At 44.8% G+C, this 21,612-nt stretch carries 10 protein-coding genes; 7 read left to right on the forward strand and 3 right to left on the reverse strand.

Annotation, left to right across the window (positions count from 1 at the left end; all coding sequences use genetic code 11):
- The first annotated feature begins 32 nt into the window (after window positions 1–32).
- The 4 genes from NST25_RS07775 to NST25_RS07790 all read left to right on the forward strand — a co-directional run bounded on the left by NST25_RS07775 (window position 33) and on the right by NST25_RS07790 (window position 10,765).
- On the forward strand, window positions 33–7,997 hold the full coding sequence (locus NST25_RS07775) for a polysaccharide lyase family 8 super-sandwich domain-containing protein (protein ID WP_340393725.1): 7,965 nt from the start codon (window positions 33–35) through the stop codon (window positions 7,995–7,997).
- Window positions 7,998–8,158: 161 nt separating this feature from the next.
- The gene (locus tag NST25_RS07780) at window positions 8,159–8,866 is read left to right on the forward strand and encodes a DUF421 domain-containing protein (RefSeq protein WP_076126261.1); all 708 of its coding nucleotides are present in this window, start codon (window positions 8,159–8,161) and stop codon (window positions 8,864–8,866) included.
- 108 nt (window positions 8,867–8,974) lie between these two features.
- Window positions 8,975–10,471 carry an alpha-N-arabinofuranosidase gene (locus tag NST25_RS07785; protein WP_076104908.1) on the forward strand — a complete coding sequence of 499 codons (1,497 nt, stop codon included), beginning with the start codon at window positions 8,975–8,977 and terminating at the stop codon, window positions 10,469–10,471.
- Between the two features lie 12 nt (window positions 10,472–10,483).
- Window positions 10,484–10,765: a DUF6171 family protein gene (locus NST25_RS07790; RefSeq protein WP_076100542.1), complete on the forward strand. Its 282-nt coding sequence runs from the start codon at window positions 10,484–10,486 to the stop codon at window positions 10,763–10,765.
- Between the two features lie 49 nt (window positions 10,766–10,814).
- Here the strand turns inward: NST25_RS07790 and NST25_RS07795 are convergent, their stop codons facing one another.
- The 3 genes from NST25_RS07795 to NST25_RS07805 all read right to left on the reverse strand — a co-directional run bounded on the left by NST25_RS07795 (window position 10,815) and on the right by NST25_RS07805 (window position 18,106).
- Entirely contained in the window at window positions 10,815–11,729 is a 915-nt protein-coding gene (locus tag NST25_RS07795) for an ArsR family transcriptional regulator (protein WP_076100540.1), read from the reverse strand.
- Between the two features lie 192 nt (window positions 11,730–11,921).
- Window positions 11,922–16,721: a LamG-like jellyroll fold domain-containing protein gene (locus NST25_RS07800; RefSeq protein WP_340393727.1), complete on the reverse strand. Its 4,800-nt coding sequence runs from the start codon at window positions 16,719–16,721 to the stop codon at window positions 11,922–11,924.
- Window positions 16,722–17,200: 479 nt separating this feature from the next.
- Window positions 17,201–18,106, reverse strand: a complete 906-nt coding sequence (locus tag NST25_RS07805) for an ArsR family transcriptional regulator (RefSeq protein ID WP_076126270.1) — start codon at window positions 18,104–18,106, stop codon at window positions 17,201–17,203.
- A 276-nt stretch (window positions 18,107–18,382) separates the two neighbouring features.
- Between NST25_RS07805 and NST25_RS07810 the strand changes: the two genes are divergently transcribed.
- The 3 genes from NST25_RS07810 to NST25_RS07820 all read left to right on the forward strand — a co-directional run bounded on the left by NST25_RS07810 (window position 18,383) and on the right by NST25_RS07820 (window position 21,535).
- Window positions 18,383–19,627 carry an extracellular solute-binding protein gene (locus NST25_RS07810; RefSeq protein ID WP_036675642.1) on the forward strand — a complete coding sequence of 415 codons (1,245 nt, stop codon included), beginning with the start codon at window positions 18,383–18,385 and terminating at the stop codon, window positions 19,625–19,627.
- 79 nt (window positions 19,628–19,706) lie between these two features.
- A complete protein-coding gene (locus NST25_RS07815; RefSeq protein ID WP_076138280.1) occupies window positions 19,707–20,585 on the forward strand; it encodes a sugar ABC transporter permease in 879 nt (292 codons plus the stop codon).
- A gap of 53 nt (window positions 20,586–20,638) precedes the next feature.
- Window positions 20,639–21,535 (forward strand): carbohydrate ABC transporter permease, encoded by an 897-nt coding sequence (locus tag NST25_RS07820; protein WP_036675639.1) that lies wholly within the window; start codon window positions 20,639–20,641, stop codon window positions 21,533–21,535.
- Window positions 21,536–21,612: the final 77 nt, after the last annotated feature.

A 21,612-nucleotide genomic window follows, 5' to 3' on the forward strand; every position in this document is an offset into this window, starting at 1 on the left:
GCTTTAACCAATTCTAAGATTGGGGTGAACAAATGCGTAAACCAAGTCTATTTTTAGTATTAGTTCTCATTGTTGATCTTTTTTCTTCCTGTGGGGGAGTTCTTTATCCCTCGCATAGCAGGGCATCTGCGGCTGCATCAAATCTTATGCTTAACGGAAGCTTTGAGAATACAACGACAGCCCTTGACTCAACCTGGACAGGGGTTACAGACGCTGCTCCGGTGGGCTGGAGCTTATGGGTCCCTACAGGTAGCGGGAAAGGCACGAATAAAACAGCGAATATCAAGATAGACGCTGGCACTGCGCATGAAGGAACCCGGTCCATGCTGTTCGATGCCTTTGCCACAAGCAGGATTTCCATCAATCAGGGGGTAACTTCGGTTATCCCCGGTAAATCCTACAGACTTAAAGTCTGGCTAAAGACGGACAACGTCACTGGACAGGGAGCCTACTTTAGAACACAGTATTACAATACTGCCAAAGTGGGAGATGGACCTTCCTCTCCCAAAATAACAGGCACACAGGACTGGAGTATGCAGCAAGTACTTCTAACTATGCCGGCTAACGCGACGAAGCTAGTCATCGAGCCTTTTTTGGAGACTGGAAAAGGAAAGCTATGGATAGATGATATCGCATTGGAGGAATATGCGGGTCTTACAGGAATTGCGCTAGACCGTACGGCCTTTTCTATGGTCAAAGGGGACACGGTTGCACTTCTGCCGACTTTATCCCCTATAACGGCGGTGGATAAAACGGTAGTGTGGACTTCGAGCAATCCAGAAGCTGCGACTGTGGACGCACTTGGTAATGTAATGGGTACGGGGATCGGTTCTTCGACCATCAAGATCGCCACACCGGATGGTAGCCTTGCAGCTGAATGTCTGGTTACTGTCGAAGCTCCCGACACGATACAGGCCTACAATAAACTGAGGCTGAAATGGTACGACCGATTAAGTGGTGGTCAATACGATGGGAGTGATCCTGATATAGCTGCTAGTATTAGCGCTCAGGCTGCATCGGCTGCTGCACTTTGGGAGAGTATGGATAAATCCTCCGGCCGCACTTCCTTGTGGAGTGATACCGCGAGCACTACAGATTCGCAGTTTATTACAAGCGCTTACAATCGCTTGAAGACTATGGCATTGGCCTATTCTGTGGAGGGATCGGAGCTTTACGGCAACAGCGCTTTGGCGAACGATATTGTAAGCGCAATCAATTGGATGTATACAAACCGCTATAATCCGAGCAAAAGCGCTTATGGGAACTGGTGGGACTGGGAGATTGGCACGCCGCAGATTGTGAATGATCTTATGGTGCTCATGTATGACTATCTAACACCGCAGCAAATCAATCAGTATCTTGCGGCTATTGATGCCTTCTGTCCAGACCCCAAAGTAGGGTCGGTTCTTGGCGTTAAGGGCACGAAGATGACGGGAGCAAATCTACTAGATAAAGCGCTTGTGGTCACGGTAAGAGGCGTGATTGGCAACAACAGTGCAAAGATCATTCAGGGCCGTGATTCCATTGGCTCCGAGTATGTGTACACGACTCATGGTGACGGTGTGTATAAGGATGGTTCCCTCGTTCAGCATAATAATATTGCCTATACGGGAGGATATGGTTCGGTCTGGCTCAAAGGGACGGCGGACATGTCTTATCTGCTGACCGATTCTCCATGGCCAATAACGGACCCGAATGTTCTGAACATTTACGAATGGGTGGCTCAGACTTACGAGCCGGTGATCTACAACGGTCATTTTATGGATTCGGTAAATGGCAGAGGTATATCTAGAAAAGGAAGCGGCAGCGCAAGAGGGTTAATTGTCACCTTGCTGCGGATGGCTGAAACTGCTCCGGAGAATATTGCAGTATCTATTAAGCAAGCGGCGAAAGAATGGATTTCAGCGAATATGACATCCGGCAATTATTATGAAGGGTTGTCGCTTGCCGATATAACGATTGTGAAAAAGCTGATGAATGACGGGAAGATCAATCCAAGAGGAGCTCTCATTAAGAATCAGGTATTCGCCGGCATGGACCGGGTGGTTCATCTACGCGAAGGTTACGGCTTCAGCTTGAGTCTGTTCTCGAATCGCATCTCGGCGTTTGAGAAAGGGAACAACGAGAACCTGAAAGGATGGTATACGGGGATTGGGATGACCTATTTATACAATCAGGATCTGACCCAATACCGCAATGACTTCTGGCCTACCGTCAATTCCTACCGCTTGTCTGGCACGACAACGGATGGATCGGGGCAGGGAATGGTGCCTGTGGAATGGAAAAGTTACATGAATCCGAAAACCTGGGTGGGTGGATCGTCGCTGGAAGGCCTATACGGTGCAGCAGGTATGGATTTCTCACTCTCCCAAGTGACCGGTAGCGATTTGCAAGGCAAGAAATCCTGGTTTATGTTCGATGATGAGATTGTGGCGCTTGGTTCGGGAATTTCCAAATCAACTGCCGGCCCGCAGTCTGTTGAGACGATTATCGATAACCGGATGCTTAACGAAGTGGGAAACAACAAACTTCTAATCAACGGAGCTGTAGAACCGTCACAGTCCGGATGGTCAGCGACGTTAAAGAACATTCAATGGGCCCATCTGGAGGGTAATGTGCCAGGTGCCGACGTGGGCTACTATTTCCCTGAAGCTCCAAGTATACTGGCGCAACGTGAAGCCAGAACCGGCAGTTGGAAAGAGATTAATGCCACTCAATCCGATGTTCCCATTACGCGCAACTATTTAAGCCTGGCAGTTGAGCATGGAGATACGCCTACGAATGGCTCATACTCCTATGTTCTGTTGCCTAATCGTGACATTTCAGGTACTGAGGATTACAGTGGCAACCCGGATATCGAAGTGCTGCGCAATACAGAGGATGTGCATGCGGTCAGAGAGAAGAAGCTGGGCATAACCGCCGCTAATTTCTGGAATCCAGGAACGGTAGATTCCATCAAGGCACTCAATCCAGCTTCCGTGATGATTCGGCAGATCGATCAGGAGCTTGTCGTTTCGGTGTCTGATCCTACTCAGTCGCAAAACCTATTGTCCCTGGAACTGGATATACCGGGGTTGACACTGCTCAGCAAAGATAGCAAGACGGATGTAGTGCAAGCTTCGGGAAATACAGTTATAACGGTGGATGTGAAGAATTCTATAGGGGCAACGCATGTATTGAAATTTAATATTACTGAAGGAGAGACTCCAAAAGACGAATATGACGAGCTTCGTGGAAGATGGGTGGAGTATTTGACCGGAGGGCAATCCTTCGACCCGAATAACCCGGACATTGCCAAGTCTATAAAGACTTTATCCGATAAGATCAGTAATCAGGAGCGAACTGGATTCTGGGATACGATGAACAAGCAAATGAACCGTACTTATTTATGGAGCGATAAGCCGGGCAGCACAGCGGATGCTTTTGATACGGCAGCCTCTTATAACCGGTTGAAGGATATGGCTATTGCTTTTTCAACATCCGGCTCACCATTGTACGAGAATATGCAGTTGAAATCAGATATTCTGGACGGTTTAGATTTCCTATACGCGAATTGGTATAACGAAACCAAACTGGAGAAAGGCAATTGGTTCGAATGGGAGATCGGCATTCCGCTTGCATTGGGAGATACGATGGCCTTAATGTTCGAGTATTTGTCAGCCGATCAGATTACCAAATATACCAAAGCCATTGATAAATTCTGCCCGGACCCAACCAAACGGACCAATCAACCCTCGTTGATGGAAACCGGCGCGAATCGGCTGGATAAAGCACTGGCAGTGGTCTTGAGGGGCATTCATAATCGTGACAGCGCGAAGATCAAACAAGGGCGGGATGCAGTTAGCCAAGTATTACCCTATGTGACCCGCGGAGACGGATTTTATGAGGACGGCTCCTTTATCCAGCATAATAATATTGCTTATACCGGCAGTTATGGGGCTGTATTGCTTGGCGATATGATGAAAATGATGACTTTGCTGACAGGGTCCTCTTGGCCGCTGACTGACACCAATATGAAGAATGTATACAACTGGGTAATGGATTCTTATGAACCTCTTGTCTACAGAAAATTAATGATGGATATGGTGTTCGGTAGATCGATAGCCCGGGGAAACCGGCAGCTCGTGCCTTGGTCGCATATTTTGCGGCTGGCTTCTTCCGCGCCACCGGAGCAAGCGGCCCGATTTAAATCGATGGTGAAGTATTGGTTCGAAGCCGATACGGTAGTAAGTTATTACGACGGTCTAAGAGTAGCCGATATTGTTCTGCTCCAGGAGCTTATGGACGATCCAGAGGTGCAGCCATCAGGAGACCTTACTGTGCATAAGCAGTTTTCGGCTATGGACCGGATTGTCCACCATCGGCCTGGATATGCCTTTGGGATCAGCATGTCTTCGGCCCGAATTGCCAACTATGAAGCGGGCACAGAGAATCTGAAGGGCTGGTATACAGGCGAAGGCATGACCTATCTGTATAATCAGGATCTGGATCAATATGCAGATGCATTCTGGCCGACCGTGAACGCTTATCGTCTGCCTGGGGTTACATCGGATGGGGCAAGTCGCGGTGCAGCCAAGACTACATCTAAAACATGGGTGGGAGGATCATCCATAGACGGCCTTTATGGAGCGGCCGGCATGGATCTGGATCCGGATAACAGCACATTGTCCGGTAAAAAGTCCTGGTTCATGTTCGATGATGAAATCGTAGCACTTGGGGCAGGCATTACAAGCACGGATAACCGCAAGGTGGAGACCATCGTAGATAACCGTAAGCTCAAGGCGAGCGGAGACAATGTACTTACGGTCAACGGAGAGGCCAAGCCATCCGCGCTGGGTTGGTCTGAGTCAATGAATCAGGTGCATTGGGCACATCTGGAAGGCAATGTTCCCGGCTCGGGAATCGGTTATTATTTCCCTGATGCCCCAACGATAGACGGTCTGCGTGAGTCTCGGACTGGCGCATGGAAGGATATTAATCAAGGGGGATCAACGGAGCCGATTACGAGAAATTATGCCAGCCTGTCGATTGCTCAAGGAACGAATCCGGTGAATCAATCGTATTCGTATGTGCTTCTGCCGAATCAGGATGAAACGGCGACAGCGCGCTACAGCAGTAGTCCTGACATCGAAATTATAGCCAACACGGATAGTGTGCAAGCCGTCAAGGAACAGAAGCTGGGACTTACGGCTATGAACTTCTGGGTACCGGGAATGATCGAATCCGTGCGCGCCAATCATCCAGCCTCCATTATTATCAAGGAGTCTGGAGATGAACTGACGATAGCCATTTCGGATCCGACACAGTCTCAATCTGTGGTGAATGTGGATGTCGGCAGAACCGCGCTGGAAGAGCTGATGAAAGATCCAACCGTAACGGTACTGCAGACCTCACCGAGGATTGAACTCGCAATTCATACCAGCGGGTCCAAAGGAAAAAGCCATGTTGTCAAGTTCAGAATTGATCCGAATGCCGAGCCTTCTGAGCCTTCCGATTCGGAACCAGACGAAGCGGCAATAACGAAGCTGTATGTTTCTGAAGATGCGTATGTCAATGGAGGATCGAAAGCTGCAGTCAATTATAGTTCGGTCAATTACTTGCAGATCAGAAATGGCAGCGGGGACACAGACAGAAGGGTTTATCTAAAATTCGATCTGAGTCCATTTCTCGGTGAAGTTGGTTCTGTGAAGCTGAATGTGTTCGGAAAGACAAATGACGGGGCAGGCACTTTGTCCGATATCGGTGTATTTGGAGTCCAAGATGATGATTGGACGGAGGCAACGCTAAATTACAATAATGCTCCAAAAATCGGTACTCAAGCTGCGCTGCAGACTTTTTCCGGACCGGAGCAGTGGCGGCAGTTAGATATTACCTCATGGGTTGGCACGGAGTTCCCTTCCGATCCGGTGATAAGTCTGGCTCTTAGGCAGGTAGGCTATAATCTCGCCACAGACATAAGAAGCCGTAAGAATGAGAATGGCAAATATGCCGCGTATCTGGAAATTTTGCCGAAAGATACAACACCTCCAGTCACGAAGGCTACCATACTTGGAGAAACAGGAGAAGGGGGCGCATATAAGGGCAAAGTCAATATCACTTTTGATGTCACCGACCAATCCAATGGGGGAGCTGTCGGCTGGGGAGTCAAGCGGACAGAATACCGGCTCAATGGTGGTGCATGGAATACGGTTACTCAGAGCGTATATATCGAGAACCCCGGAACCTTCGGGATCGATTATCGTTCGGTGGATAAGGCTGGAAATGTAGAGCCTTTCCGACAGCTTCAGGTGACAGTCATGGAGCCTACAGAAAGAGTCTCAACGGCAATTAGCGGCCCGGAAAGCCTGGCTGTCGGGGAGACCGGAACGGCGGTTACTTCGGTAGTGTACAGCGATGGCAGCCGTTATATAGTAACCGAAGGTATAGTCTATGAGAGCAGCGATCCTAACGTCGCAAGTATAGGCAAAGATGGCCATATTGAAGCTAAAGGACCGGGCGTTTCGGTTATTTCATCCGTATATGACAACATGACCGCTTCCTATTTATTAAAGGTGTATGGACAACTGCCGGAGCTCGTCTCTATTTTGTTAAGCGGTCCGACATCCTTGGAAATAGGGCAGAGCGGTAAGGTGATCACAACGGCGGTATATAGTGATGATAGCCACCTTACGGTAACCGAGGGTGTGATCTACGAGAGCAGTAACAGGAAGGTAGCCACAGTAACGGCAACGGGGCAGCTGCAAGCACTTGATCCGGGCATGACTGTGATTACTGCAAGTTACGGAGGACGGCAGAGCAGTCTGAGGCTTCAGATTCTACAAGCGGAAGACAATACTTCAACTGTTCCGAGTCCGCAACCACAAGTGCCTTCCGTACCGGAGGTAACGGCGGGGCGGCTGCAACTAAACGCAGCTTCGTTGAACGATCTTTCGGCAGCCATTGTCTACGAGGGTAAATTGAGAATGCTAGTATTGCCGGGGATGGCAGCAGACATGCTCAAACAGAAGCCGCTTCGGGTAGAGGCTTCTAACTTTAATGTGACCCTTCCGGCAGCGGTGCTTCAACAATTACGGGGTTTGATTCCTGCGGAGCAATTGGCCGGCAGCCAGATCTTTCTGGAGGCTTCTGAGGTGAATGGGGAAGCGGCGCAGAGAATACTAGCTAGCGCAGAGAAGAAATCTGGTGCAGTGCTAAACCAGGCAGGAGAGTTCCTTCTTTTTAACCTGTATATTGTTGCTAGTGACGGTATAAGAAGCATACTTCACCAATTTGTTGAGCCAGTTACATTAGAGCTTAACGCCTACCCTGAGGCCAAAAGGAATTTGCTCGGCGGCTATTATTTTCCGGATTCCGGAAATATAGAGTATGCGGGCGGTTCCTGGCTGAAGGGCAAGGTGGCTCTGCGCACCGAACACTTAGGCACATATGCCGTGCTGGAATACAACAAATCGTATGACGATGTTCCTTCTGGACATTGGGCGGCGGCGGTTGTACAAGAGCTAACGGCCAAACATCTGATTCAAGGAGTCGGACTTCGGAATTTCGAGCCGAACCGCTCTGTGACCCGTGCAGAATTTACAGCTATGCTGATCCGCTTGCTAGGACTTGAAGGGAAATCATCTACAGCATTTGCGGATGTATCTGCGGATGAGTGGTATGCGGAGGAAGTGGCGCAGGCTGTAGAGGCGGGGATAGTCCATGGGGTGAGTGAGACTCGCTTCGCTCCAGAAGCCCCTATTTCCCGCCAAGAGATGGCGGTCATGGTGATGCGAGCCTACCAATATGTCAGCGGGAAAAAGTTGGAACCAAAGCCTGTAATCCAATTCGGTGACTTGCGTGCGGCTGCCTCATGGGCCCGTGAATCGATCATTGCTGCCCAAGCCCTTGGACTTATCCAGGGTCGAAGTGACCAGCAATTCGCTCCGGGAGGCTCAGCAACTCGAGCTGAGAGTGCAATGGTTCTATACAATCTTTTAGCAATTAAGACTGAAAAGTAGGAATTTGAAGCCAGGGCTTTGGGAAGGTTCAGTAGAACCATTCCAGAGCCCTTTTGGCGTTTAGAGAAATCGGCAGGTTTGGATGGGCAGAGCTTTCGTCGAGGTTTCATTTCTACTCGGTTTGTGAATAATGGAGGATTGAATAGGAAGGGAGCATAGAGATGCAGGTGTATATGGACATTGTGCTTAGGGCGTTTGTTGCTATGATCATGCTTTTGCTGATCGCCAAAATATTGGGAAAACAAACGTTATCTAACTTGACCTTCCACGATTTCGTGACGGGTATTATATTGGGCTCAATAGCCGCGAACTTGGCGTTTAATAAACAGCTGCATTCTTCCTACATGATCCTGGCGCTTATAGTTGTTACCGTTACATCTTTTTTACTATCTATCATCGCTTTAAAAAGTCGTAAAATGAGAAGCTGGATTTCAGGTTCACCCACTGTACTTATTGAGGATGGGAAAATTCTTGAGCAAAATATGAAAAAGGTAAGGTATTCGTTGGACTCTTTGGATCAGGCCTTGAGAGAAAAGGAAATTTTTAATCTAGAGGTAGTAGAATACGCTGTGCTGGAAGATAACGGAATGGTGTCTGTATTAAAGAAACAAGAGTACCAATATGTTACCCGAAAAGATCTAAAGCTGTTGTCCGTTCCTCAGAGCTTTCCCGTTGAATTGATTATGGATGGAATAATGCTCGCAGATAATCTTAAGGATAATGGCCTGACCCAAGAGTGGCTGGAGAACGAGTTAAGACGTAAGGGGAAACAAATTTCTGATGTGTTTTACGGGGTAAGAGGAACGCAGCAGCAGCTGATTTTTGACTATTATGAAGACGGGATAAAGAAACCTATTGATAAAGAATAGCTTTTGTTCATATTGGAGATTGACGGATACCTAAGCAGCGTCTTATAATGTTTATATAATTATTAATTAGTTAATAAAAATATAAACGTTGAGAGGCGGTATTTAACCATGGCAGAACGTGCGATCCTTAATACTGACATTCGCAAAGGGACGATTAACAGAAATATTTACGGACATTTTTCTGAGCATCTTGGCCGTTGCATTTATGAAGGGATTTGGGTTGGAGAAGATTCAACTATTCCTAACACCAACGGTATTCGTAATGATGTCGTGAAAGCGCTTAAGGAAATTAAAATTCCTGTACTACGCTGGCCAGGTGGCTGTTTCGCGGATGAATATCACTGGAAAGATGGTATCGGAGCCCGTGAAGGTCGTAAACGTATGATTAACACTCACTGGGGCGGAACGGTTGAGAACAACCATTTTGGTACGCATGAATTCATGGAATTATGTGAGATGCTGGAATGTGAGCCTTACATTAACGGTAATGTGGGCAGTGGTACCGTTCAAGAGATGTCCGAATGGGTGGAGTATTTAACCTTTGGAGGCGTATCTCCAATGTCCGAGCTTCGCCAGCAGAATGGTCATCAAGAGCCTTGGGCTGTGACTTATTTTGGCGTGGGGAATGAGAACTGGGGCTGCGGCGGGAATATGCGTCCAGAATATTATGCAGATCTTTATCGCCAATATCAGACGTATGTACGAAATTACGGGGACAATCGTATTCACCGGATTGCTTGTGGTCCTAACGTGGATGATTATCACTGGATGGAGGTTCTGATGCGTGAGGCAACACGCTTTATGGACTCGATTACCCTGCATTATTATACAATTCCTGGTCCAGCATGGGAGAATAAAGGTGCAGCTACAGGCTTTGAAACGAGTGAATGGTTTAGTACATTAGAGAAAGCCCTTCGCATGGATGAGCTGATCACCAGACATGGCGTTATTATGGATAAATATGATCCGGATAAAAGAGTAGGTCTTATCGTAGATGAGTGGGGAACTTGGTATGATGTAGAGCCGGGGACGAATCCAGGATTCCTGTATCAACAAAATTCAATTCGGGATGCTCTTGTAGCAGGCGTGACCTTGAATATTTTCCATAAACATAGTGACCGGGTACGGATGGCAAATATTGCGCAGACGATTAACGTACTTCAGGCAGTTATATTGACCGAAGGGGAAAAGATGGTGCTGACCCCAACGTATCATGTATTTAATATGTTTAAAGTCCATCAGGATGCGGAGTTGCTGGATTTAGCACTGGAAAGTGGCACTTACAGCTTTGAAGGCCGTGAGATTCCTGAAGTATCTGCTTCGGCTTCCGTAACTGCTTCTGGAATCATCCATGTCAGTCTTTGCAACTTGAACCATGCTGCTTCTGCTGCTGTTCCACTTGAGCTTCGTGGTCTTTCCGGGAAGAAGGTTGAAGTGACAGGCACAACACTTGCCGGTGATAAAATTGATGCTCACAATACCTTCAGCCAACCGGAGGCGGTAGTGCCGCAAGCCTTCACTGCCTTCACTCTGGAGGGCGATCTTCTTAATGTTGAACTGCCTCCAATGTCAGTAACTGTGCTGGAGATTACGCCGAAGGCTTAAGGTGGTGTTACCATGTCAACAACATCAACATGCAAGGGATGCAGAGAGGATTATAAAGTTACGCCAACGCAGATTAATCGGATCTTGTCTTCTTCCATGTTTAAGCCAGAGTTTTGTGTTCCGGATGAAGTTTACGCTGAACGGGTTGCCCTTTGTGGGACTTGCCCTAAGCTGCACGAAGGGGTAACTTGCGTCGCTTGCGGCTGCATCATCCCCGTAGTAGCCAAGCTTAAGGAACGTAGTTGTCCATTGCCGGGGGGTGGCTTGTGGGGTCCCTTTATCGAAAAGAATTAAGCTAAAATAAGAGCCGCATTCGACTCTCCAATGGGAGGTGAATGCGGCTTTATTCTTGGTTATCCGTATAGAACAACTCAACGATTAGATCTTCATTATAATTTCCAAAACCTTTGCCAAAAAGAGTAATCCCGCCAATATGCTCGGCATCTTCATCTACGGAAAGCTTGAAAGACCACTGTTTGTCACGGATATTCACTTGATCAAGGGTAACTTCTGAGAGCTTCAAACCATCCATAAATGTACCTTTTGCTGTAATGCGCAGCTGCTTGAGCAAGCCGTATTGGTTCGTGAGTGCTGGCCACCAGGCCGGTGTATATTTACCACGGCTATCCCCGTAGTCACCGGGACTTGTCCAGAATCCAAGCTTCACTCCGTTCAGAGTGAATGTGATATCCGAAGGCCAATTATTATTAATGGAAGGTGCTTCGGAAGCAATTTCCATGGTTATAATCAGTTCCTCAGGATGCTGGCTGGAGAGGAGGAAATTAGGGATTTTATATTCGATAAATCCTTTGCCGAACCAAAGAATCCCCGCATTCATACGCTCAAGATCCCAGAAATAGCGGGGATCATCAAAACTGCCGATCACTTTCTCAGTAGTTGCAAGACCACAGGTTGGCTCGATCAGGAAGTCGGAGTAATGTCCAACCGGAATTTCCTTGCGATAACTTTTGCGCTCATTGATCTGTCTGCCTGGGAAGGTGATTTCTGCTCCTTCAGCAGCTAGAGTACAGATCTTTTGCAGACCACTTCGACCAGGTGCCATATGCGTCTGGATCAGTCCGGCAGCTTCCAGCTTACGCACATGCATAGTCATAATGGCGCTGCTCAAATTTACTGCTGCGGCCAATTCCTTAACATTCATAGGATTTTCGGCAAGCAAACGCAACATATGCAGGCGTACTGAGCTGGCTAAAGCTTCATAGACGGGAAGGGATTCTTCCGACAGGTCAAGTTTCATAAATGGCCTCCAATTAAAATTTATGGGCTAATCGCCGATGATTAAGAAATTTATTAATAACAATATAAAAATCGACGTTTATTTCGGATGTATAGTTAATGATTATATTAGTTAAATACTTTTTTTACAATATGGGACTTTAAAAAAAGAACGGAGCCTGTGGCTCCGCTCTCTTTTCAAATCAAATCTTGCTTAATCTACGTTCGAGCTATACTCTGCCTGTACTTCATCTGACTTGAGCGCTCTGCTGTAAATCTTCAGTTCATCAATCATACCCTTAAATGGTGCATCCCAATAGTTGACGCCTAGAGCGAAAACGCCGTTCTTGTTCTTAAAGACATTCGGGAAGCCCTCACCAGAGAACTGCTCTACTCCGTTGAGGTAAACTTTTACGGTACCATTGCTGACCGTAAACGCAACATGTGTCCATGTATTTACTGGAATCTTCATGGCAGAAATAGCATCATACCAAGCTTCTCCGGACCATAACAACGTTTTACCGCCACCGTTCTGAGGAACGAAGCTAATCCAGCTATTTTTAGTGGCAGCGCCGAAGAAAGTAGTTGTTGCATCTGTAAGTTGTTCAGGATTTAGCCACATAGATACGGTGTAGGTATTGCTGTCAATTAATCCATCAGGCAAACGGATACCGGAGGTACCGTTGAATATTGCAGCTTGGCCGAGGACACCGTTACCGTATGTGATATTGCCTACTGTTGGGCTATCTACTTTTGCTCCTGTAACTTCGCCTTTTCCGTTCAATTGGAAGGAGTCATCCAGGTCGCCATCAAAAGCATAATGAGCTACTTTTCCATCAGTTACATTTACTGTGTAGCTGGCTGAAACTTCGCTTCCATCAGTCGCTGTTGCAGTAATTACAGCTTGGCCACCGACAGTTAGTGCTGTTACTATTCCGCTCGCTGCGTCAACAGCCACTACGCTGGAATCGCTAGAGCTCCAAGTTAGCGCCTTATTTCCGGCATTGGTTGGAAGCACACTTACTTGAGGGGTGAAAGTATTTCCTACAGCTACTGATTTAACAGCTTCACTGAATGAAATATTACTTACTTTAATGTTCGTATCAGGCTCACCGTTTACAAGCCAGCCCACAGCTTCCGCAGACAATGCTCTATCATACACGCGGAATTTATCAACCAAACCTTTGTATGGTGCATCCCAGTAGTTCACACCAAGAGCAAATACACCGTTTTCTGTATCAAAAATATCTGTGAATCCTTTTCCGGAGGATTTCAATATACCATTTACGTACATATTGACTGTTCCAGCATTGTAAGTGAAGGCAATATGCGTCCACTGGTTAACTGGAATTTGTAAGCCTGTATCAGCATCTAGCCAAGTATCGCTACCGAACCAGAGTCTGGTGGTTGCTCCACCGTTTCCATATGGCAGGAGACTGAACCAGTTCGTTTCGGTTTTAGCACCGAAGAATACAGGAGTAAAAGCTTTTAATTCGGATGGGTTCAGCCACATCCCTACCGAATATGCGCTACTTTGAATTAATCCGTCAGGTAGACGAACACCGGATTTACCATCAAACTTGGCTGCCTGACCGTCTTTACCAGCCTCAAAAGTGATGTCTCCATCCTCAGTGTTGTTGATCAGATTTCCGGTGACTATGCCGTCAGCTGTGCGATCCCCATTTTCTGCAAGGTCGCCATCAAAGTCAAAGGCAGCTACTAAGCCGTCTTCCAATTGCGTGCTCTTTTTTTCCATAACAACGGCGGTGAAGGTCTTAGTTACTGCGACTTCACCTAGCTTAATTGTAGCAGTCAGTTCAACTGTAGCGTTTCCAAGTCCAAGTTCAGGACGAGTAACCTTACCATTGTTAGCAATTACAGCCTCATTGGAAGAGGACCATGAAATTTCTGCTCCGCGCAAGCCTTCCGTAGGAAGGATGATGTCATCGTATATTTTTCTTGTGTCACCAATACTCAAGCCTGCAGCAATATTGTTCAAAATCTGCTCAACGCTCATCGATTCCATCTGGCTGCCCCAGATAGTGATCCCTTGATCTGACATTGCGGTGAACGTCATAACATGCTGTTTTCGTGAGGAATCCCATTGCTTCACAAATACACCTTTGTAGAGATGTTGTACGGTGCTTCCATTTTCCGTTTCGTTAATGAGCAAATGAGCGAAGTACTCATCCTTCAATTCCCAAGTTCCGGTTAACGATCCAGCGATCGTTCCGTCACTTTTTAGCTCGATATCTACTGTAGGTTTGATAACGCCTGAAACATCCTTGCCGTGGTTAACGAACTGATAAGAGCCGACAACATTATCCCGTGCTACAGCCCCAATAGTTTCACCCGTGTAACGATGTACGGCAGTTACTGGCCAGCCATCTTCGTTAGTGAACATTTGATGCACACGAAGTTCATGTGTTTCACCACGGAGTGGGAAACGAGTGTGGAAGAAGTTAAATATTTTACCCGTTTCATCATCATATTGTACCGAGTTATGTCCTGAGGACACATAACCATACGTTTGGAAATTCGGGTCTGCATTTTGATTTGTAAACATGAAGTTTCCTAATAGCTTATTACCATATGGTGTGTTGTCACCATCGGTAGTTAGAACAGCATTCTGTCCTGCTGCATCCGTATAAGGGCCGTCCGGATTTGTTGAACGGAACTGCCGCATGCTGTAACCGCCTTTGGAGTCCAGTCCACCGTAAGTTACATACAAGAAGTAGTAACCAGTATCCTTATCGTAAACGATATACGGACCTTCACCCGATTTGGTCATTCCGCCAGAAATATGGGTTCCGAAATAGCGGTCGATAAGACGTCCATCAGCGGTCTTTCCATCTTTGCCTGGATATTTAGGTTCTCCGGTAGCTGGATCAATCTCCAGAATGAATATACCACCTGACCATGAACCATAAGTCATCCAAAGCTTGTTGTCTTTGTCGTAGAAAATAGTTGGGTCAATTGCATTTGTATAGGTTTTGTTTTGATACAAACCACCTGCATTAAACCAATCTGGATTGACACCTTCCAACGTTCCATTGTCGATAAGGTCCTTGATATTTGTATTGTCCCATTTCTTATTTACTTTACTGTCACTGTCATAAGCCTCTTCCTTGGTGAAACCGGAATAAATTACGGTATTTCCATAAGTATAAGGCCCTTCGATATTTTGCGAAGTGGCGTAGCCAATCGCCGAACGGATATAAGTAGAAGAAGCGCTGTAATACATCATATAAGCGCCAGTTGTTCCATCAGCGTTCTTATAATCGTTATTCCAGAATACGTCCGGTGCCCAGATGGAGAATCCGCCTTTACTGTCCGAATCGTTCTCTCCAGCCCATTTAAAGGATTCTGCCAGATTCTTGGACAGATCACCAAAAATCACGTTGCCCGGTGTTGTATAACCATTAGTGAACTGTGTCCAGTTCATCAGATCATCTGATTTGGCCGCATCGATATGGGAGCCAAATACATAATAAGTTCCATTATCCACTACCACCGATGGATCATGTACCGAGACATTGGTGAGTGCTGGTGCAGTTGCTCCCGGACTAGGTGTAGCCGTCGGATTTGGTGTAGCTGTCGGATCTGGTGTAGCCGTCGGATTTGGTGTAGCCGTTGGATCTGGTGTAGCCGTTGGGGCCGGAGTAGCTGTAACTTCCGGAGCCGAAGTAGCAACAGAACCGCCGTTAGATCCACCGGTACCAGTGGTTGCCGTAGCCGTTGGAGTTGGTGTTTCAAAATGGATTAACTGACTGTACTTGCTATCAAAGATAACCTTACCCGTGCCTTGGATGGTTAGGATATCGTTGAAACCAAGGATTAGATTCTTGATTTCTGTACCTGCCTCTACACGCAGCTTGGCTTTTTGCTTCAGTGTAACTTCAGCAATACTGCCTGCTGTCAGATGGAGTGTAGGCTCTCCCAACGCTTGAAGCTCAACGGAATCAAAGCTTCCTTTCAGCTTGAGGATGGAATCCTTAGGCAGCGTATTCTCAACAATAACCCGGCTGAAACCTGCCCCCGTTAATGCATCTTCCTCTAGTATTGCACTGGAATGTACGCGTACGTTTGGTACGGCACTTGTGCCTCTAGTAACGACTCGCAGCTTGCCGTTATGCTTATCTACTACCATTTCAGCAGCATTGGAGTCGCTTAGTACGACACTGTTCTCACCGCCACCAGAAACGAATACTTTTCCCTTAACAGTGACATTATTCAGTGTGACATCGCCCTCAGCAATACCTTCGGTAAGGTAGAGATTCCCTGAGATTGTGGAGTTTTTCAACTCTACGCCTGGGCTGCTGATAACCATATTCCGAGTGTTAATCCCCGAATAGCTTCCGCTCTTAGGCGTGATTTCTCCGCCAAGCTTCTCAATCATGCGCAGTGCTTCCGCTCTTGTTACAGCCTGAGTTCCTTTAAAGCTGCCGTCAGTGTAGCCTTGCAGATAACCTTCACCAAGTAAAGACAATACTGCTTCTTGGCTCCATTCTGGCAAATCAGCAGCATCCTTTGGTGCAGAAGTGCCAACAGATGAGTTGAGTTGGAACAGTCTGTATAACATTACTGCAGCTTCTTGACGGCTTACTTGCTGTGCGGGTCGGAAGGTGCCATCGCTGTATCCTGTTACATATCCTGCAGCGGTTGCTTTTTGGATATCGCTGTAGTAAGCACCTGTCGTGGAAACATCCGTGAAGCCTATTTCGGCTTTTTCCTGCAAATTAAAGACCCGATTAACCAGAGTAACCCACTCTGCACGGTTGATTTCTTGATTTGGCTTATATATTCCGTTTCCGTAACCCTGAATCAAGCCCTTATCTACCCAGGTTTGAAAATCTTTTTGTGCCCAGTGACCGGAATAATCGGCGGTTTGTTGCTGAGTGGATAATGCGACTGATTTGGAATCGCTTGCAGAAGCTGCAGAAATTAATGGAGCAGGCACTAATAGAGTGAGTGCAAGCAGGGAAGCGGTTAGTTTACCAGTAGTTTTTCTCAAATGTATGATCCTCCGATTCTAGTGATGTAGAGCTTGTCACGCGTATTTTTCCAATTCCTCCCTTCTTTACTGAAAAAAATGTAAAACGCTTACATAATTAGCTACTAAAAAAACGCTTTCGAATATGAAAATGGTTTTAATTTATGTATTACTAAACCATAATACGGAAAACGTTTTATAATGCTCTCATTTTAAGCATGATATCAGCAAATAGTCAAACAGAAATTTAATGATTTATGAATCTTTTTATATTTTTATAAATTATAAATTCAAAATAGAGGCAAATGATTTAACTACTGGTGATTACTGCTGAAGTGGATAAGAGTGAAATACAGTGAATGGATGACTAGGCGGGATATATCAGCAAGATAAAGAGAGGGGATAGGGCATAACAGGTGGGGGGGAGCTAAAGAAGAATAGCTAATTAGTTGTTCACCCCCGCAAAAAAACCAGTTTTGCTTAGATCATAAATGAAAAATTTACAGATAGTACAATTTGAAAATGATATCTTGATCATGGTTTCCGAATTTTTTTCCGAAAATCGTTGCTCCTCCTACGTGTTTTGCATCTTCCTTCACTTCGATCCGAAAGGTCCAACGATCACAATTAGTATCTAAATCCTCAATCGAAACCTGAGACAGCGGGTCACCGTCAATATAAGTTCCATTGTGGTTTGTAATTCTAATCGTTTTTAGCAATCCGTATTGATTGATATTGTGAGGCCACCATTCCGGTGTGAATTTACCTCTAGCATCAGCGAAATCTCCGGGGCTCGTCCAAGTCCCTAATTCCAAGCCATTCAAAGAAAAGGTGATGTCTGAAGGCCATACGTCATTAGCAAAGGGGAATTCGGAAGAAAGCTCTAAGCTAATCTCAAATTGCTGTAGGGTTTCCTCTTTTTTTAGGAAATTAGCGATATTATATTGCACATAACCTTGCGTGAACCAGAGAATCTCTGCGTCCACTCTTTTAGAATCCATGAAATACTTAGGTTCGTCTACTCTGCCGATAAACTCCTTATCCGTAGCAAGTCCGCAAGTAGGTTTCAGATCATAATCGGTATAATGACCAATCGGCACTGATGTCTCGTAGGAGGCAAAGGAGTGAAAGATTTTTTTCGGGAAGTTAATCTCAATATGATCCACCCTAAGGATTGAGATTTTTTGCATTCCTGATTTACCAGGCACCTTTTCAGTTTTTATGAGCCCTGCATCTTCTAGTTTTTTAATGTGTTTGGTAACGATAGGACTGCTTATTTTAAGTTCTTCTGCCAAATCTTTGATGTTCATCTTATTTTTGGAGAGCAACTGAATAATTTTGATGCGTACTTCACTCGCTAAAGCTTCGTAAACAACAAGAGAGGATTTGTCGATTTCCAACTGCATTTTACCCACTTCTTTCAAAGTTATTTCATATACTGTAAAGTTTATTAATCTATATATAAAGTAACATGAAAGGTAACCGAAGTAAATATAATATCGCTTTCATCTCCGAGAGATGAATCAAAAGGTTAATTAAACGAAAAAAAATTCTGTTAAGTTTATTTAAATGTTATTGACTACGCTTTCACAATGAATGTATACTAATCTCAAGTTAATCGTTTTCAAAGAAAGTGAACATGAATGGTTATCTTAACATTACAGCTGCAGGGGGAGAGAGTAATGAAAAAGAAATTTGGAGTTTTATTAGCAACGGTTCTAACATTATCGACAGTTTTGGCAGGATGCGGTGGTAAAGATGATAGTAAGACGATTACGTTCTGGACACCGCTGACCGGTGATGACGGTGCTTATATGGATCAAATTGTTAAAAACTACAATGCAACGAATCCCGAAATCAAAGTAAAACATGTTATTACGGCTGATATGTACACAAAAATTTCTACAGTTTTGGCATCTAGCAAAGGTGTTCCTGATTTAGCAATTATCCACGCTGACCGTGTTCCTGGGTTTGTTAAACAAGGTGTACTGGAATCCATGCAAGATACCGTATTGCCAGCACAACCTGAACTGAAAGCTGAAAATTACTTACCACAAGCTTGGAACACTGGTAATATCGATGGAACTCAATACACAGTTCCTCTTGATATTCATAGTAACGTAATGTATTACAATAAAGATTTGCTGAAAAAATATAACGCTGAATCCTTCTTGGATGATAACGTTGTTACTATTGATGAAATGCTTTCCTTACAAGGTAAATTGGATGAAGGCGATTACGTAGTTAATGATGCCTTGCTGGGCTGGGTTATCTTGGCTCAAATTCAAGATTTGGGCGGGGATATCCAAGTCGATGGAAAACCGGCTGTTAATACCCCTGTATTTAAACAAGCGTTTGAAAATGTTAAGAAAATCGCCGATGCTGGCCTGATGACTCCATTTGGTGAAGACGGTTACTTGATGTTCCAATCTCAAAATGTACTTTTCTCGACAGACGGAACTTGGAGTTCTACAGCACATGCTGGGGTTGAAGGCTTGAACTTTGGCGTGACCAATGTTTATTCTCCTACTCCTGATAAATTCACCAACAGATCTTCTTCTCACTTGTTCGCTATGTTGAAGAATGATAAGAGAACAGACGAAAAAGAAGTGGGTATTGCTAACTTCTTGGAATATGTTCGTACGAATTCGATGGAATGGGCAAAAGCTGGACAAAACGTAGCAAGTAACGTAGTTAACCAAAGCCCTGAGTACAAAGACTATATGCAATCCTTCTTTACATCTGATGAAAAAGAAATCGAATCCCTATACATTTACACCTATGAATACTACCCATACATTGCGGAAGCTGTAGATACTTACTGTGCGGATATCGTGCGTGGCAACGTTGATATTGATGAGACTTTGGCAACGATGCAAAAATTTGTTGAAGATAAAATTGCGGAAAGCAGCAGTGCAGCAAAATAAAGCAAAATAGAATAGATTGTACGAAGTAATGTGCCATGTTATGGTGCATTACTTTGTGCAAAAGGAGAAATGAATTCCTATGAAAAAGAAAATCAATTGGGCACCTGCTTTCTTTGTAGGTCCGCATGTCATTTTGTTTGCTGTCTTCATTTTATTGCCAACGATTTATGGGATTTATGCTTCATTTACAAAATGGAATTTAATGAGTGATCCGGTATGGGTAGGCTTTGATAACTATAAGGCTATTCTTTTTGACAACAGTTCAACCTTTCATACTCAATTTTTCAGAGGTCTAAAAAATACATTGATTTTCGTTGCTATGTCTGTTCCGTTGCTGATTATTATTCCATTAATGGTCGCGGTGGCGTTGGAACATAAAAAAGTTAAAATGAAGAGCTTAATTCAATCTATTCTTTATATTCCTGGCTTGATTTCAATTTCTGCGGCAGCACTGATTTGGCTGTTGATCTTTAATAAGCAACTTGGGATCACTGGTAATCTATTTGGATCACAAATTGCTTGGCCTGCAAATCAACCCTATGCGTGGATTATTATCATTGTAATTACTTTATGGGGTGGTATTGGGGGCAACATGATTATCTATCGTGCTTCCTTAAGTGGCGTTTCTCAAGAGTTATATGAATCGGCTGAGCTCGATGGTGCGGGTTCTATTAAAAAATTCACTAGTATTACCTTGCCATCTATTCGTTTTCCATTAATTTATACCTTTGTTATGACAACTGCGGGTGCCTTTAATGTATTCGGCCAACCGTTAATGATGACCGATGGCGGACCTCGACAAAGTACACACGTTCTAATGATGTATATTCGTCAATTAGCTTTCGGTAACGGTGAGTCCATCGCCGGGATGGCATCAGCTATGGCAGTTTTACTGGGATTAGTTATTTTGGTGATCTCAGCGCTGCAATATTTTGTAATGAACCGAAATGCTTCATAGGTTCGCAGAAACTAATTGACTAACAAGGAAATGGAAAAGGTAGGTGTACTAAAATGTCAAACCAGGCAGTAAATCCAGTTGTAAATACAACAGGCAAAATAAAAGGCTCCTCCAGTGTAAGTATTTCAAAATATATTTCCTATATATTTCTAGGTATCCTATGTGTGATTTGGATCATTCCTGTTATATTCGGGATTTCCACCTCATTTAGATCACAAACGGAAGTAGTATCCTCGGGCTTTAGACTATTTCCTAAAGAGTGGGTCTTTGAGAACTACGTTACAATCCTAAACAATACCTCTACAGCTCCAATTCTACGTTGGTTAGGTAACTCATTGTTTATTGCCACATCTCACACCATTCTGGTTGTTATTGTTATTTCGATTACAGGTTTTGGATACACCCGTATTAAGTTTAAAGGAAGAGACACATTGTTCTTTACTTTGCTGGGGATCTCCTTCTTCCCGGGTGTTGTTAACTTGATTCCTTCTTATAAAATCATTGACTCCTTTGGTTGGGTGAATACTTCCTGGGCTATGATTATCCCTGGTCTTGCGGGTATGGGTAATATCTTCTTGGTCAGACAGTTTATGAACGGTATCCCAAAAGAATTAGATGAATCGGCTAAAGTTGATGGTGCTAGTGACTTTAGAATTTTCGCGCAAATTATATTGCCGTTAGTTAAACCAATATTGATTGTTTGCGGATTGTTCTCCTTTACTGGATCTTGGAATGACTTCCTCTGGCCGGTTATTGTGTACACAGATGTAGACAAAATGCCAATTACCGCTGGTTTGCTCTTATTGCAAGATATCTACGGAAACTATCGTATGATCGGACAATTAATGGGCTCGGCAATCATGGCGATTATTCCAACATTGCTGCTATTCGTTTTTGCACAAAAATACTTTGTTCAATCCATCAACCTGAATTCGGGTATCAAAGGTTAGATCGAATGAATTTAAACTTAAATACACCTTGACTTCTTATAAGGAAGGGTGTGTTTTGGTGACCTGCAAATATAAAA

It is taken from the genome of Paenibacillus sp. FSL E2-0190 (genome assembly GCF_037992965.1).
In the GTDB taxonomy this organism is placed as follows: domain Bacteria; phylum Bacillota; class Bacilli; order Paenibacillales; family Paenibacillaceae; genus Paenibacillus_AQ; species Paenibacillus_AQ odorifer.

Bases quoted from the DNA above. Each gene is read 5' to 3' on its own strand.
- NST25_RS07805 (WP_076126270.1), bottom strand. From the start codon at position 18,106: ATGCAGTTGGAAATCGACAAATCCTCTCTTGTTGTTTACGAAGCTTTA.
- NST25_RS07790 (WP_076100542.1), top strand. From the start codon at position 10,484: ATGTCAACAACATCAACATGCAAGGGATGCAGAGAGGATTATAAAGTT.
- NST25_RS07820 (WP_036675639.1), top strand. From the start codon at position 20,639: ATGTCAAACCAGGCAGTAAATCCAGTTGTAAATACAACAGGCAAAATA.
- NST25_RS07810 (WP_036675642.1), top strand. From the start codon at position 18,383: ATGAAAAAGAAATTTGGAGTTTTATTAGCAACGGTTCTAACATTATCG.
- NST25_RS07795 (WP_076100540.1), bottom strand. From the start codon at position 11,729: ATGAAACTTGACCTGTCGGAAGAATCCCTTCCCGTCTATGAAGCTTTA.
- NST25_RS07775 (WP_340393725.1), top strand. From the start codon at position 33: ATGCGTAAACCAAGTCTATTTTTAGTATTAGTTCTCATTGTTGATCTT.
- NST25_RS07815 (WP_076138280.1), top strand. From the start codon at position 19,707: ATGAAAAAGAAAATCAATTGGGCACCTGCTTTCTTTGTAGGTCCGCAT.
- NST25_RS07785 (WP_076104908.1), top strand. From the start codon at position 8,975: ATGGCAGAACGTGCGATCCTTAATACTGACATTCGCAAAGGGACGATT.
- NST25_RS07780 (WP_076126261.1), top strand. From the start codon at position 8,159: ATGCAGGTGTATATGGACATTGTGCTTAGGGCGTTTGTTGCTATGATC.